Raw genomic sequence first — 14578 nt, forward strand, 5'->3', positions numbered from 1 at the left:
ACGCCCCGCCCTCGTCGACTCCAGGAGATTCGAAACACATGCAGGAACACCGCTACGACGTCCTGATCGTCGGTGCCGGCGGCGCCGGGATGCGCGCGGCGATCGAGGCCGCCCCCCGCGCCCGCACCGCTGTGCTCACAAAGCTCTATCCCACCCGCAGCCACACCGGCGCGGCGCAGGGCGGCATGTGTGCCGCGCTGGCCAACGTCGAGGAGGACAACTGGGAGTGGCACACCTTCGACACCGTCAAGGGTGGTGACTACATCGTCGATCAGGACGCCGCCGAGATCATGGCCAAGGAGGCCATCGACGCGGTGCTCGACCTGGAGAAGATGGGTCTGCCGTTCAACCGCACCCCCGAGGGCCGTATCGATCAGCGACGTTTCGGTGGCCACACCCGCGATCACGGCAAGGCACCGGTCCGGCGTGCGTGTTACGCCGCCGACCGCACCGGCCACATGATCCTGCAGACGCTGTATCAGAACTGCGTCAAGCACGACGTCGAGTTCTTCAACGAGTACTACGCGCTCGATCTCTGCCTCAGCGAGAACGAGGCCGGCGAGCCCGTCGCCACCGGGATCGTCGCCTACGAGCTCGCCACCGGCGAGATCCACGTCTTCCACGCCAAGTCGATCATCTTCGCGACCGGCGGTTCGGGTCGTATGTACAAGACAACCTCCAACGCCCACACCCTCACCGGTGACGGCATGGGCATCGTGTTCCGCAAGGGACTTCCGTTGGAGGACATGGAGTTCCACCAGTTCCATCCGACCGGCCTGGCCGGGCTGGGCATCCTCATCTCCGAGGCGGTCCGCGGCGAGGGCGGCATCCTGCGCAACGTGGACGGCGAACGCTTCATGGAGCGCTACGCCCCCACCATCAAGGACCTTGCACCTCGCGACATCGTCGCGCGGTCGATGGTCCTCGAGGTCCTCGAAGGCCGGGGCGCCGGCCCGAACAAGGACTACGTCTACATCGACGTGACGCACCTCGGCGAGGACGTCCTCAACGAGAAGCTCCCCGACATCACCGAGTTCGCCCGCACCTACCTCGGCGTCGACCCGGTGACCGAATGGGTGCCGGTGTTCCCGACCTGCCACTACGTGATGGGCGGCATCCCCACCACCATCGAAGGTCAGGTCCTGCGCAACGCGACCGATGTGGTCCATGGCCTCTACGCCGCCGGTGAGTGCGCGTGCGTGTCGGTGCACGGCGCCAACCGCCTGGGCACCAACTCGCTGCTCGACATCAACGTCTTTGGTCGTCGGGCCGGGATCGCCGCCGCGGAGTACGCCAACTCCGCCGAGCTCACCGAGCTGCCGGAGAACCCGACCGCGATGGTCGACGCGTGGCTCGAGACGATCCTGTCCGAGCACGGACACGAGCGGGTCGCCGACATCCGGACCGAGTTGCAGGCCTCGATGGACGCCAATGCGTCGGTGTTCCGCACCGAGGAGACCCTCAAGCAGGCGCTCACCGACATCCATGCGCTCAAGGAGCGCTACGCCCACATCCGTGTGCACGACAAGGGCAAGCGGTTCAACTCCGATCTGCTCGAGGCCATCGAACTCGGCTTCCTGCTGGAGATGGCCGAGGTCACCGTGGTCGGCGCGCTGAACCGCAAGGAGTCGCGTGGCGGCCACGCCCGCGAGGACTATCCCAACCGCGACGACGTCAACTACATGCGGCACACGATGGCCTACAAGAAGGGCGACGATCTGCTCAGCGACATCGAGCTGGATTGGAAGCCCGTCATCCAGACCCGCTACGAGCCGATGGAGCGTAAGTACTGATGACAGTGACCATGGAGAATCCGGCTCCCTCGTCCGACGATCCGCCATTGCCCGCGGTTCCGGACGAGGCGACGATGGTGACGCTGAAGATCTACCGGTTCAACCCGGAGAACCCCGACGCACAGGGTTTCGAGAGCTTCCGCGTCCCGGCCCTGCCGACCGACCGCCTCCTGAACCTGTTGCTCTATGTGAAGGGCTACCTCGACGGCACGCTCACCTTCCGGCGCAGTTGTGCCCACGGGGTGTGCGGCTCGGACGCCATGCGCATCAACGGCGTGAACCGGCTCGCCTGCAAGCTGCTGATGAAGGACTTGCTCCCGAAGGACAAGAACAAGGAGATCACCATCACCATCGAGCCCATCAAGGGGCTTCCGGTGGAGAAGGATCTCGTGGTCAACATGGAGCCGTTCTTCGACGCCTACCGGGCGATCAAACCGTTCCTGATCACCAGCGGCAACGAGCCGACCCGTGAGCGCATCCAGTCCGCGGCCGACCGCGCCCGTTTCGACGACACCACCAAGTGCATCCTGTGCGCGTGCTGCACCACCAGCTGCCCGGTGTTCTGGAACGAGGGCAGCTATTACGGCCCGGCAGCGATCGTCAACGCACACCGCTTCATCTTCGACAGTCGTGACGAGGGCGCCGTCGAGCGTCTCGACATCCTCAACGACATCGACGGCGTGTGGCGCTGCCGCACCACCTTCAACTGCACCGACGCCTGCCCGCGTGGCATCCAGGTCACCCAGGCGATCCAGGAGGTCAAGCGCGCACTCATGTTCTCGCGCTGACCTTTTCGCAGCTGACCGTTTCGCAGCGGGACACAAGCCACCTCTGCAGCCCCGATTCAGGCCCGCACCCTTCCGGTGCGGGCCTGAATTGTCGGACGAGGCCGGGGTGCCGATTCAGTCGACGAGGTCGGCCGGCACGATGTCGACGGCGAACGGCGCGGTCACCGCGAGACATTCCTCGCCGACGGCCGTGCCGGAATCGACGTAGGCCGCGTCGACCAGCGACCAGGTGGTGATCGAGGTCGGTACAGCGGGATCGACGACCCAATAGTGCGCGCACCCGCCCCGCCGGAGCCTGTCCTTCTTCAGCAGCATGTCCACTCCTCGCGTCGACGGCGACGCGACCTCGATCGCGAGCGTCGGCGCCTGTGGGAGGTTGGTCTCGGCGAACGCCGACCGGGGCGCCACGAGGAGATCCGTCTGCAGGCAGGTGTCCTCGGCGAGCACCACATCCAGCGGGGCGAACAACACCTCGAGGTCCGGCGGACACGCGGCATGTAGCAGCAGGTGCAGCCTCGCCACGACTCGCTGGTGCCGAGGCGTAGGGGCCGGACTCACGATCAGGACCCCGTCGAGAAGCTCGTAGCGCCAGCCGTCATCGGGCATGGACTCCAGGTCCGCGTACGTCAGACCGCTGCCGTGCGGCAGGCCCAGGATCTCGGTGGTCACGGTTGTCATGGTAAGTCGCCTCCCGGTTCACGGCGACAAGCATGATGCACAACCGGTCCGTGCCGACCGCACCGCAACTGCCTGTGGACAACCCGCGACCCGCCGGAACCGATCCGGCGTCCGCTGCGTCCAATCGATCATGACTCACCTGATCGCCCGCCCGCATCCGCTCGTCCTACTCCTCGTCCTCGCGGTCGTATCGGTGGCGTGCCTAGCCGCGGGCCTCACCCCGCCGCCGGTGGCGGCATCGACGGATCTCACGAATCCGTCTGCGCCCCAATCTCCTTCGCCCCAATCTCCTTCGACACCCTGACCATCACAATCGCCTCCGACGAGGAGGTCAACGAGCAGTTGCTCTGGTACGACGCGAACGGCCGACCACGACATCAGTTCGACGTGAAGCTCACCGATCACGACTCGCAGGCCGATCAATGGACAGGCTCGTTGACCCTGACCCCCACCGACGACCGCCGGCACACGCACCGTGTGGTGTTCATCTCCGGCGGCGAGGTCGCACACTGCACCGTCACCTCCGGCACCCGGGCGGTGGCGACCGACGACGCCGAGGGGCCTGCGGCGATGGCGGTCTGCGAGTGGTGAAACATCCGACAAACATCCCGTTCACGACGGATTCCATGATAATTCTGGATTGTTGTCACTAATTCCGTCATCACGCTGCGCGCTGATGACGGAAACCCTACTCTGTCTCCAGCACACGGACATGAGTGGGAGCAAGACATTGACCGAAAGCGTTCACGCCGAGATCCAGGGCGACAAGGGTTTACGAGCCGGTTCCATCGGCCTCGTCGGCAATGTGATCATCGGGCTGTCGGCGGTGGCGCCGGCCTACAGCCTGGCGGCCACGTTGGGGTATGTGGTGGCCGCGGTCCACACCAAGGCGCCGGCGATGTTCGTCGTCGCCTTCATCCCGATGTTGCTGGTGGCGTTCGCCTACCGCGAACTGGCGAAGGACACCCCGGACTGCGGAACGACCTTCACCTGGGGAACCAAGGCGTTCGGCCCGTGGGTCGGTTGGATCGGCGGATGGGGGCTGGCCGTGTCGGCCATCATCGTGCTGGCCAACGTCGCCGAGATCGCCGCGGTGTATCTGCTCAAATTCCTCGGCCTGGAGACCCTCGCCGACACCTTATGGGTCAAGGTGCTGCTCGGTTGTGTGTTCATCGCAGGGATGACCTGGGTGAGTATCCGGGGCATCGTCATCAGCGAGCGATTGCTCTCGGCCCTGATGTTCATCCAGTTCGGCGTCCTGATCCTCGCGAGTGTCATCGCGCTGGTCAAGGTCGGCACGGGACATGCCGGCCCGCAAGCGATCTCACCGGAGTGGAGCTGGCTCTGGCCCAGCGGACTGAGCCAATCCGAGATCGCGGCCGCGGTGATCCTGTGCATCTTCATCTACTGGGGGTGGGATGCCTGCCTGGCCGTGGGCGAGGAGACCAAGGATCCGGAGAAGACGCCCGGCCGGGCCGCGGTGATCACCTGCCTGATCCTTGTCGCGACGTATGTACTCGTGGCCTATGCGGTCCAGGCTTTCGCCGGCTTCGGCGACACCGGTATCGGACTCAACAACCCCGAGAACGCCGACGACGTGCTGACGATTCTCGGCAAACCGGTGGCCGGCGGCATCCTCGCCGCCGCACTGCTGCTGACGGTGAGCGTCTCGGCCATCTCCTCGACCCAGTCGACGATCCTGCCGACCGCCCGGGGCAGCCTGTCGATGGCGGTGTACAAGGCGATCCCGGATCGCTTCGCGAAGATCCACCCGCGCTACATGACACCGGCGTTCGGCACCGCGGTGATGGGCATCTCGGCGTTGGCCTTCTACCTCGTCCTGTCCATCGCAAGCCAGAACACATTGGCCGACTCGATCGCCTCGCTCGGACTCGCTGTGGCGTTCTACTACGGCATCACCGCCTACTCCTCGGTCTGGTACTTCCGGCGGACGCTGTTCGACTCCGCCCGCAACTTCTTCATGCGCGGTCTGTTCCCGCTCCTCGGCGGCATCGCGATGACATGGGCGTTTCTCAAGAGCGCCATCGACATGTTCAACCCCGACTACGGCTACACCTCGGTCGGCCCGGTCGGCGGCGTGTTCATCCTCGGCGTCGGCATGCTGGTGCTCGGCATCCCGCTCATGTTGGCCTGCTTCGCCCAACGCCGAGAGTTCTTCCAGGGCAAGACACTGACCGCCACGACCGAAGTGAAGGTTCCCGATGTCTACTGACTCCCCCGCACGCCCGAGGCTGACCGTCGGCTATCTCGCCACGCCGTCGGGCGATGACGGTATCGCCCTCGCGGTCGCGATCGCCCGGAAGACCGGTGCGGCCATCGATCTCGTGTGCGTGGTCCACCCCGTCCCCTACGACGGACACCCCGGCGTCGAGCAGTATCAGGCTCGACTGGAGAACCAGGCCGCTACCTGGCTGGCCGCAGGCGCCGCACGCATCCCCGACGACATCGAGACACGCACGGTGGTGGTGGTCGACGAGTCGTTCACCGACGGTCTCATCGGTCTGGCCCAGCAGGCCCGCGCCGAGATGATCGTGGTCGGCGGTACCGGGGATGGGCTGATCAGCCGGCACACGCTGGGTACGGTCAGCACCGAATTGCTGCACTCGGCACCGCTACCGGTGGCGCTCGCCCCACGCGGGTACGCCGACCGGACCGGGGTCGCCCTCGACATGGTCACCGTTGCGGTGCCGGTCAAGCCCACCACCAGCAATCCCCTGCCCTTCGCGCTGGCATTCGCCGAACAGGCGCACCTGGATCTGCGTCTGGTCTCCCTGGTCTCGCTGGAGTCGCCCTTCGACGACGACGTCTCGCGCAGTGCGCGTGCGCGTCGCGTCGAGGTGGTCCGGGATCTGCTGGAGAAGACGCGGGCCACCGTCGACTCCGACCTCGACATCGAGGTGCTCGTCGCCGACGGACCCACGCTCGACGAGGCCCTCGACAATCTGCAGTGGGATGACAACGATCTCGTGGCGGTCGGCTCGGGTCACCTCGGCGCCGAGAACCGGGTGTTCCTGGGCAGTACCGCAGCCCGCATCCTGCGCTGGACCACAGCGCCCGTACTCGTGGTGCCGCGCTCGGGCGACACCACGTCTGCCTCGTCATGACCCGGCCGACGATTCTCGAACTGCGCCATGCCGAATGCGAATCGCCGGGAACCTACGGCGCCGGACTGGCCGGCCTCGCCGACGTCCGTACCGTGCGCACCTGGCGAGAGAAGTTGCCGACCGATCCCCGGGACTTCGCCGGCATCCTCGTGATGGGCGGCCCGATGGGTGCCAACGACGGCGCCACACTGCCGTGGATCGACACCGAGATCGCCTTCCTCACCGCGGCGGTGGCCGCCGACGTCCCGATCTGGGGTGTCTGCCTCGGATCACAGCTACTCGCCCGCGCGCTGGGGGCGCGCGTGTTCACCGGGCCGGCCGGCGAGGTCGGTGTCGCCGAGGTGACGCTCACCGACGACGCTCGCACCGACCCGGTGTTCTCGGCGATCACCGAATCGACGTTCCCGGCGATGCACTGGCATTACGACACGTTCACACTCGCCGACGGGGCGACCCGACTGGCCGGCTCGCAGCGATACGAGAATCAGCTGTACCGCCACGGACCGCATTACGGGGTCCAGTTCCACCTCGAGGTCGACACCGATCTGCTGCGCGCATGGCTCGACGTCGAGGACTACCGCGGTGAACTCGTCGCCGCCCTCGGTCCCGGGGCACCGGCCTCCGTCGCCGCCGATGTCGCTGCCGCACAGACGATCACCGCGCCACTCGCGGCGACGCTGATCCGACGTTGGTTCGACTCCTTCGTCATCGGATAACCCTCACGCGTCGAGCACCTCGTCGATCCGAGCGAGGTACAGGCGCACCGCCTCGTCGATCAGATCGCCGGCCTCCGACTCCTCGACGAGCCCCCGCCCGCCGAGCGCGAGCAGCCCGTTGAGCCCGGCCCACGCGACCACCACCGCCCGCCGAATCCGGGTGCGCCGTGCCGGCGACCGACGTGCGGCGCCGCCACCCGGCCTGCCGACGATCGCGTCGATGACCATCTCGACGACAGCACGCAGCCGGTCGGCGATCTCGGTGCGCGCCACCACCACCGCGGGCGCCGCCGACTCGTCGACGTCGCTGAGCCCGAGCAGCCGGAACGCCAGCGGCTCGTCGCGGTGGAACCGCACGTATTCCTCGAGCGCCGCCTGCGCGGCCGAGCTGCCGATTCGTCCGGCCAGCACCGCGCGCATCCGCTCGTCGTGGACGTGAGCCATCCGGACCGCGAGTACCGCGTACACCTGCGCCTTTCCGTCACCGAAGTTGCCGTAGAGGGTGGTCAGTGCGATGTCGGCGCGCTCGGCGATCCCATCGACCGAGGTCGCCCGGAAACCGTTCTGCGCAAACAACTCTGCGGCAGCATCGAGAATGGCGGCGCGAGTGCGGCGTCGTCGGCGATCGCGGGGCTCGTCCAGGAGCGAGGTCATGTGCTAATTGTAGTACTACTACGTATACGTAGTCAGACTAGTGTTACCTGGAGGATTCATGACCACCACCGATCCGGCCACACCCACCGATCCGACACACCCAGGACCGAGACACCCGGGACCGAGACACCCAGAGCCTGCGCCGACCGACGGCTCAGCGGTGATGCGGGAGCTGATCCCGACCTCACCGTTCGTCGTCGTCCTCGGCATCACCCTCGAGTCGATCGGCGACGGCCGAGCAGAGCTCCGGATGCCCTTTCGGCACGAACTGACCACCGTCGGCGAGATGGTGCACGGCGGCGCGCTGGGCGCATGCGCCGATGTCGGCATCATGGCGGCGGCATGGGCCGGTCGCGAGATTCCGGACAAGCTGCGTGGCGTGACGACCTCGATGTCAGTCAACTTCCTGCGGCCCCTACAGGCCGAGGATCTCCGCATTGTCGCCGACCGTCTTCACAACGGAAAACGGCTGTGCCACTGCACCGTCGACCTGCTCGGAGCCACCAGCGGCACACTCGTGGCGCGAGCGACCGGGACCTATCAGATCGGTTGATCGGCGTCCATGTATCAGCTGTCGAAGCCGAGCCCGACCTTGTCCATCGCGGCCAACCATGCACCTCGCTTGCCCTCGCGACGCTCGCTGCGGGCCAGTTGGTGGCGGGTCAGCGTGATCCCGGTCCATCGCAGCGGTTCCGGCGGGAACGGAATCGGCTTGGAGCGCACCATCTTCAGAGATGTCCGCTCGGTCGCCAGACCGTCGACGAGATCGAGTGCGGTCGCCGCGGCGAAGTGTGAGGCCCCGACGCCGAGCCCGGTGAAGCCGACCGTGGTGACCACCCGACCACCGTGTGAGCGGTCCCAGAAAGCACAGAATCGTGAGCAGGTGTCGATCACACCACCCCAGGTGTGACTGGCGCGGACGCCCTCGAGCTGCGGGAACATCTGCAGCAGGTGTTCGGCGAGCAACGCGAACTCGGCGGGCTCGTATTCATGACGTCGCGAGTCATCGGAACCGTAGTGGTAGAGCGCGTCCCAGCCGCCGAACAGAATCCGATCGTCGGCGGTCAAGCGGAAGTAATGGAAGCGTGGACCACAATCGGCCAGACCCTCGCGCCCGGCCCAACCCAGCGCTGCCCGACGCTCGGCGTCGAGGGGCTCGGTCATCAGGGCGTAATCCCATACCGGAACCGTGTAGGGCCGAAGTCGGCGCACAAGAGACGGACTCGCCGAGGTCGCCAGGACGACGCGATCGGCGACGACGTCACCGAATCCGGTTCGCGCGCGCATGCGGTCGTTCTCGCGACGCAGCCCGGACACCTCGGTGTGTTCGTAGATGCGTACCCCCAGCCGCTCGGCGGCCGCAGCCAGCCCCCAGGCGAGTTTCGCGGGGTCGAGCATGATCACCTCGGGGTCGAAGAGCGCGGCCTTGACCATCGGCGAGTTCACCCGCGCACGCGCCTGCGGCCCCGGCAGCAACGGCATCTCCTTGCCGAGAAATGCTGCCGCCGAGGACATCTCCCGAAGGTCGTCGACCTGCCAGTCGGCGTTGGCGATGTCGAGTTCACCGGTGCGCTCGGCGTCGGCGTCGATGCCCAGACGCGCCAGCGCTGCCTCGATCTCGTCGAGCGTCTCGCTTCCCAGACGCAACAGTGTGTCCATCTCGTCCTCGAAGCGGTCGATGCCGTTACCGAGTCCGTGGGTGATACTCGACGAGCAGAATCCGCCGTTGCGGCCGGAGGCGTGTTCGGCGATGCGGTCACGTTCGACCAGTACGATCCGTCGGCTCGGGTCCCGTTCGGCGGCCGTCACCGCGGTCCACAGCCCGGTGAAGCCACCGCCGACGACCAGCAGGTCGGCGTCGACCTCCTCGGACAGCCGCGGACGCGGGGCGGGACGGTCCGCCCGGTCAAGCCAATACGACGTCGGCGCGGCCTGTGCCACCATCTCGACGGCCCGACGCCCGGGTCTGCTCGCCCACGTCATCGCGATCCCCGACCCGGATCGGCGAACACCGTTCGGTGCCAATCCTTCTGCGCGACACCGGTATTGTCGCTCATGACGTGTTTGACGGTGAGGTACTCCTCGAGCGAGTACATCGACATGTCCTTGCCGAAGCCCGAGGCACCGACGCCACCGTGCGGCATCTCGCTGATGATCGGGATGTGGTCGTTGATCCACACGCACCCGGCGTGGATCTCCCGGGAGGCACGGCCGGCACGGTAGACGTCGCGGGTCCACGCCGAGGCCGCGAGACCGTAGACGGTGTCGTTGGCGCGGCGGATGGCGTCGTCGTCGTCGGTGAACGCCGAAACGGTCAGTACCGGGCCGAAGACCTCGTCCCGATAGATCTCCGACGACTCGGCGACGTCGGCGATCAGCGTCGGTGGATAGAACGCGCCAGGACCGTCGGGCACCTGCCCGCCGACGACCACCCGGGCGCCCTGCGCCGGGGCGCGCGCCACCATCTGCGCAACCTTGTCGCGGTGGTCGGTCGAGATCAGCGACCCCATGTCGGTGGCCGGATCCCGTGGATCGCCCATCAGCACCGATCCCATCACCTCGGCGACCCCGGCGACGAAGTCGTCGTAGAGGTCGGCGGCCACGATCGCCCGGGTGGCCGCCGTGCAGTCCTGACCGGCGTTGATGAGCGATCCGGCGACGGCACCGGCGATGGCGGCATCGAGGTCGGCGTCGTCGAAGACCACGAACGGGGCCTTGCCGCCGAGTTCGAGTTGCACGCGGGTGCCGTGGGTGGCGGCCTGACCCATCACCATCCGGCCGACCGCGGTCGAGCCCGTGAAGGTGACCATGTCCACGTCGGGATGACCGGCGATCGCGGCACCGACGTCGGCGCCGGTGCCGACCACCACGTTGAGCACACCGTCGGGCAGGCCCGCCTCGGTGGCCAGTCGCGCCAGGGTCAGCGTGGTCAGCGGTGTCAGTTCGGCCGGTTTGAGCACGACGGCACACCCGGCGGCCAACGCGGGCAACACCTTCCAGACCGCCATCTGCAGCGGGTAGTTCCACGGGGTGATCGACCCGACGACACCCACCGGTTCACGGCGGATCGAACTGGTGTGGTCACCGGAGTACTCGCCGCTGGCCTTGCCCTCCAGGATGCGGGCGGCACCGGCGAAGAAGCGCACGTTGTCGATGCTGCCCGGCACATCGAACTCGCGGGAGAGCCGGATCGCCTTGCCGGTGTGCGCGGTCTCCTGCTCGGCAAGCAGATCGGCTTGGGTTCCGAGAGCAGCCGCGAGCGCCCCGAGTACCTCGGAACGCTGCGCGGGAGTGGCTGCACCCCAATCACTTTGGGCAGCACGTGCTGCCGATACGGCGGCATCGACATCGGCCGATCCGGCCAATGCCATCTCCGCGACGGGCTCGCCGGTGGCAGGATCGAGAACAGTATGGTCCGGCCCGGCACCGTCGATCGGCGCGCCGGCGATCCATCCGGACGGAATGCTGGTGGTCAACACGGCTGCGATACTACCGTCGATAATGCGGATTCGCGATTCTTTTCCGGATTTTTATGACGAAATCAGAAGTATCGGTTGCGCTTCACCACTGAATCCGTCAAGATCGGGGGGTGCCTGAAGCCTCTCACCCTCATCTCGACGGCACCGCGAAGAGAATCATCGAGCTACTGCAAGCCGACGGGCGCAGTTCGTATGCGTCGATCGGCAAGGAGGTCGGACTCTCGGAGGCGGCGGTACGCAATCGCGTACAGAAGCTGAGCGAGAGCGGACTACTGCAGATCGTCGCCGTCACCGATCCCCTCAAGTTGGGGTTCGCCCGCCAGGCCCTCATCGGCATCCGATGTACCGGTGACACCGAGGAACTGGCCACGGCACTCGCCGGGAATCCGGAGATCGACTATGTGGTGCTGACCGCCGGCTCGTTCGACATCCTCATCGAGGTGGTCTGCGAGGACGACGATCACCTCCTCTCGATCCTCAACCGGACCGTCCGCAAACATCCCGAGGTTACCGGCACGGAGACCCTCGTCTATCTGAAACTCGTCAAACAGCAATACAATTGGGGAACACGATGACCACAACCACCCAACCGTCCATCGACGGAACCTCTCTCGGAGCACGCAGCGCCGCGCACCTGTGGGGCCACTTCGCCCGACACGGCGAGGGCATCACCCCGCCGGTGATCACCCGCGGCGAGGGTGTCCGCATCTTCGACGACCGCGGGCGCAGCTACCTCGACGGCCTCGCCGGCCTGTTCGTGGTGCAGGCCGGCCACGGTCGCGTCGAGTTGGCCGAGGCGGCCGCCCGGCAGGCCAAGGAGCTCGCCTTCTTCCCGGTCTGGTCCTATGCGACGCCGCCGGCCATCGAGCTGGCCGAGCGCCTGGCCGCCTACGCACCCGGTGACCTCAACCGTGTCTTCTTCACCACCGGCGGAGGCGAGGCGGTCGAAAGCGCATGGAAGCTGGCCAAGCACTACTTCAAGCTCACCGGAAAACCGATGAAGCACAAGGTGATCTCACGATCCATCGCCTACCACGGCACCCCGCAGGGCGCGCTGGCGATCACCGGCATTCCCGATCTCAAGCAGATGTTCGAGCCGCTCACCCCGGGTGGGTTCCGCGCGCCCAACACCAACATCTACCGCGCACCCGACGAGGCACTGGCCGCCGATCCCAAGAAGTTCGGTCGCTGGGCCGCCGACCGCATCGCCGAGGCCATCGAGTTCGAGGGCCCCGAGACCGTCGCCGCGGTGTTCCTCGAGCCGGTACAGAACGCCGGTGGCTGCTTCCCGCCACCGCCGGGCTACTTCGAGCGAGTGCGCGAGATCTGCGATCAGTACGACGTCCTGCTCGTCTCCGACGAGGTGATCTGCGCGTTCGGCCGCATCGGTTCGATGTTCGCCTGCGAGGACTTCGGCTATCAGCCCGACATCATCACCTGCGCCAAGGGCATGACCTCGGGGTACTCCCCGATCGGCGCGATGATCGCCAGCGATCGTCTTTTCGAGCCGTTCAACGACGGATCGACCACCTTCCCACACGGCTACACCTTCGGTGGGCATCCGGTGTCGGCGGCGGTGGCGTTGGCCAACCTCGACCTCTTCGAGCGCGAAGGTCTCAACGACCACGTCAAGACCAACGCCCCGGCGTTCCGCGCGACGCTGGAGAAGCTGCATGACCTGCCGATCGTCGGCGACGTCCGCGGCGAGGGCTACTTCTACGGCATCGAGCTGGTCAAGGACAAGTCCACGAAGGAGACCTTCAGCGGACCGGAGGCCGAACGCATCCTGCGGGGATTCCTGTCCACGGCGCTCTTCGACGCCGGTCTGTACTGCCGCGCCGACGACCGCGGCGACCCGGTCGTCCAGCTGGCCCCGCCGCTGATCGCCGGACAGGCCGAGTTCGACGAGATCGAGCAGATCCTGCGCTCGGTGCTGACCGAGGCCTACACACTGCTCTGACCGGCCGACATCCGGTCTCGGCGTCGCCTACAAGACACGACACCGAGAGATGACGCCGCTGGTAACGTCCGTGCAGTGACGTGGGGGAATACGCACCTTGGCCGACGGATCGGCACGATCCTGGCAGCGGTGTGTGCGGCGGCCCTGGTGAGCGCACCCGGGGCCGCCGTCGCCGTTCCGCCGGCGACACCGGTCACCGATCAGTGCCCGCATCGGCAGACCCCGCCACCCCCGGTCGACACCTCCGAGGTCGTCGCACCCGGCTCGACGACGCCCACTGCACTCCCGGTCCCCACACCGGCCGTCGGCGGCGAGCGCCTCTCGGCATGCGGGGTGATCGCCGATCCCGGCGCCGGCCCGATCCCCGAACGTCTCACCTCGGCGGCCTGGCTGGTCGCCGACCTGGACACCGGCGCGATCATCGCCGCCAAGGACCCGCACGGGCGCTACCGCCCGGCGTCGACGATCAAGGTGCTGCTGGCCCTGACCGTCCTCGATGCCGGACTCGACCTCGACAAGATGGTCGTGCCGACCGCCGAGGACTGGAGTCAGGAGGGCGATTCGTGTGGCATGGGACCGGGCGGGCACTACACCGTGCGCGACATGCTCAGCGGGCTGCTGACCGTCTCCGGCAACGATTGCGCGCACGCGCTCGCGCGTGAACTGGGCGGGGTATCGAGCACGCTCACCAAGATGAACTCGCTCGCCGCGCACCTGCACGCGCTGGACACCCGGGCGACCACGCCATCGGGTCTCGACGCCGCAGGCATGTCCACCTCGCCCTACGACCTGGCGCTGATCTTCCGTGCCGCGATGGGCAATTCAACGTTCCGGGAGATCATCTCCACACCCACCTACCACTTCCCCGGATACCCACCCCGCTCGGACGTACCCAGCGACACACCGCACCCCGGATACGAGATGCAGACCTCGGATCAGCTACTGCTGCAAGACTATCCAGGAATGCTCGGCGGCAAGACCGGGTACACCGACGACGCACTGAAGACCTTCGTGGGAGCCGCCCGCCACGGCGACAAGACCGTCCTGATCGTGCAGATGTACGGTCTCTCGACCGGCGACGACAATTACTGGACCCAGGCACAATCGTTGCTGGAGTACGGATTCCACGCACCGTCGGACACCCGGGTGGGTGAGCTCGTGGCGGGCCCGAACACATCTGCACCGACATCGGCCACCGCGTCATCGGGGTCATCGGCGTCATCAGGGTCATCGGCGATGACGACGCAGGCGGATACCGCTCGCCCGTCGAGCACCGCCGATCACTCGACCGCCACCCGCATTCTCGTCGGGCTGGTCGTCGCCCTCGTCGTCGTGATCCTGCTGGCCGCGGCCACCCGCCTCGTCGGGCTGCGCCGCCGTTGACC

At 67.0% G+C, this 14578-nt stretch carries 14 protein-coding genes; 10 read left to right on the forward strand and 4 right to left on the reverse strand.

Features of this window, described 5'->3' with window-relative positions; genetic code table 11:
- Window positions 1-38: 38 nt before the first annotated feature.
- Window positions 39-1793, forward strand: coding sequence for a succinate dehydrogenase flavoprotein subunit (sdhA, locus tag P3L18_RS24520; protein ID WP_006367507.1), 1755 nt, complete (start codon window positions 39-41; stop codon window positions 1791-1793).
- Complete coding sequence (locus tag P3L18_RS24525) at window positions 1793-2581, forward strand: succinate dehydrogenase iron-sulfur subunit (RefSeq protein WP_006367508.1); 789 nt, start codon at window positions 1793-1795, stop codon at window positions 2579-2581. The genes sdhA and P3L18_RS24525 overlap by 1 nt, the downstream gene beginning before the upstream one ends.
- Before the next feature lie 114 nt (window positions 2582-2695).
- On the opposite strand, the gene P3L18_RS24530 is transcribed toward P3L18_RS24525, so the two are convergent.
- On the reverse strand, window positions 2696-3259 hold the full coding sequence (locus P3L18_RS24530; RefSeq protein WP_079929260.1) for a Uma2 family endonuclease: 564 nt from the start codon (window positions 3257-3259) through the stop codon (window positions 2696-2698).
- A 198-nt stretch (window positions 3260-3457) separates the two neighbouring features.
- Between P3L18_RS24530 and P3L18_RS24535 the strand changes: the two genes are divergently transcribed.
- The 4 genes from P3L18_RS24535 (at window position 3458) to P3L18_RS24550 (ending at window position 7100) form a co-directional block, all read left to right on the forward strand.
- Window positions 3458-3850, forward strand: a complete 393-nt coding sequence (locus tag P3L18_RS24535) for a hypothetical protein (RefSeq protein ID WP_276115533.1) — start codon at window positions 3458-3460, stop codon at window positions 3848-3850.
- Window positions 3851-3971: 121 nt separating this feature from the next.
- Entirely contained in the window at window positions 3972-5492 is a 1521-nt protein-coding gene (locus tag P3L18_RS24540; RefSeq protein ID WP_006367511.1) for an APC family permease, read from the forward strand.
- Window positions 5482-6384: a universal stress protein gene (locus P3L18_RS24545; RefSeq protein WP_006367512.1), complete on the forward strand. Its 903-nt coding sequence runs from the start codon at window positions 5482-5484 to the stop codon at window positions 6382-6384. Before P3L18_RS24540 ends, P3L18_RS24545 begins: the two co-directional genes overlap by 11 nt.
- Complete coding sequence (locus P3L18_RS24550; RefSeq protein ID WP_276115534.1) at window positions 6381-7100, forward strand: type 1 glutamine amidotransferase; 720 nt, start codon at window positions 6381-6383, stop codon at window positions 7098-7100. The genes P3L18_RS24545 and P3L18_RS24550 overlap by 4 nt, the downstream gene beginning before the upstream one ends.
- A gap of 3 nt (window positions 7101-7103) precedes the next feature.
- Here the strand turns inward: P3L18_RS24550 and P3L18_RS24555 are convergent, their stop codons facing one another.
- On the reverse strand, window positions 7104-7754 hold the full coding sequence (locus P3L18_RS24555; RefSeq protein ID WP_276115535.1) for a TetR/AcrR family transcriptional regulator: 651 nt from the start codon (window positions 7752-7754) through the stop codon (window positions 7104-7106).
- A gap of 58 nt (window positions 7755-7812) precedes the next feature.
- Between P3L18_RS24555 and P3L18_RS24560 the strand changes: the two genes are divergently transcribed.
- On the forward strand, window positions 7813-8307 hold the full coding sequence (locus P3L18_RS24560) for a PaaI family thioesterase (RefSeq protein ID WP_035726755.1): 495 nt from the start codon (window positions 7813-7815) through the stop codon (window positions 8305-8307).
- A gap of 14 nt (window positions 8308-8321) precedes the next feature.
- Here P3L18_RS24560 and P3L18_RS24565 read toward each other — a convergent pair whose 3' ends face one another.
- Both P3L18_RS24565 and P3L18_RS24570 read right to left on the reverse strand, forming a co-directional pair.
- Window positions 8322-9737, reverse strand: coding sequence for an FAD-dependent oxidoreductase (locus tag P3L18_RS24565; RefSeq protein ID WP_079929256.1), 1416 nt, complete (start codon window positions 9735-9737; stop codon window positions 8322-8324).
- Complete coding sequence (locus P3L18_RS24570; protein WP_276115536.1) at window positions 9734-11233, reverse strand: aminobutyraldehyde dehydrogenase; 1500 nt, start codon at window positions 11231-11233, stop codon at window positions 9734-9736. The genes P3L18_RS24565 and P3L18_RS24570 overlap by 4 nt, the downstream gene beginning before the upstream one ends.
- A gap of 110 nt (window positions 11234-11343) precedes the next feature.
- Between P3L18_RS24570 and P3L18_RS24575 the strand changes: the two genes are divergently transcribed.
- The 3 genes from P3L18_RS24575 to P3L18_RS24585 all read left to right on the forward strand — a co-directional run bounded on the left by P3L18_RS24575 (window position 11344) and on the right by P3L18_RS24585 (window position 14576).
- Complete coding sequence (locus P3L18_RS24575; RefSeq protein ID WP_006367518.1) at window positions 11344-11808, forward strand: Lrp/AsnC family transcriptional regulator; 465 nt, start codon at window positions 11344-11346, stop codon at window positions 11806-11808.
- Window positions 11805-13193: an aspartate aminotransferase family protein gene (locus P3L18_RS24580; protein WP_079929254.1), complete on the forward strand. Its 1389-nt coding sequence runs from the start codon at window positions 11805-11807 to the stop codon at window positions 13191-13193. Before P3L18_RS24575 ends, P3L18_RS24580 begins: the two co-directional genes overlap by 4 nt.
- A gap of 75 nt (window positions 13194-13268) precedes the next feature.
- Window positions 13269-14576: a serine hydrolase gene (locus tag P3L18_RS24585; RefSeq protein WP_276115538.1), complete on the forward strand. Its 1308-nt coding sequence runs from the start codon at window positions 13269-13271 to the stop codon at window positions 14574-14576.
- The last annotated feature ends 2 nt before the right edge of the window (window positions 14577-14578 follow it).

Origin of the sequence: Gordonia sp. N1V (genome assembly GCF_029269935.1) — a bacterium.
Classification (GTDB): Bacteria; Actinomycetota; Actinomycetes; order Mycobacteriales; family Mycobacteriaceae; genus Gordonia; species Gordonia polyisoprenivorans.

Coding starts and splice junctions, on each gene's coding strand:
- P3L18_RS24540 (WP_006367511.1), top strand. CDS start 3,972: ATGAGTGGGAGCAAGACATTGACCGAAAGCGTTCACGCCGAGATCCAG.
- P3L18_RS24555 (WP_276115535.1), bottom strand. CDS start 7,754: ATGACCTCGCTCCTGGACGAGCCCCGCGATCGCCGACGACGCCGCACT.
- sdhA (WP_006367507.1), top strand. CDS start 39: ATGCAGGAACACCGCTACGACGTCCTGATCGTCGGTGCCGGCGGCGCC.
- P3L18_RS24560 (WP_035726755.1), top strand. CDS start 7,813: ATGACCACCACCGATCCGGCCACACCCACCGATCCGACACACCCAGGA.
- P3L18_RS24545 (WP_006367512.1), top strand. CDS start 5,482: ATGTCTACTGACTCCCCCGCACGCCCGAGGCTGACCGTCGGCTATCTC.
- P3L18_RS24525 (WP_006367508.1), top strand. CDS start 1,793: ATGACAGTGACCATGGAGAATCCGGCTCCCTCGTCCGACGATCCGCCA.
- P3L18_RS24565 (WP_079929256.1), bottom strand. CDS start 9,737: ATGACGTGGGCGAGCAGACCCGGGCGTCGGGCCGTCGAGATGGTGGCA.
- P3L18_RS24550 (WP_276115534.1), top strand. CDS start 6,381: ATGACCCGGCCGACGATTCTCGAACTGCGCCATGCCGAATGCGAATCG.
- P3L18_RS24530 (WP_079929260.1), bottom strand. CDS start 3,259: ATGACAACCGTGACCACCGAGATCCTGGGCCTGCCGCACGGCAGCGGT.
- P3L18_RS24580 (WP_079929254.1), top strand. CDS start 11,805: ATGACCACAACCACCCAACCGTCCATCGACGGAACCTCTCTCGGAGCA.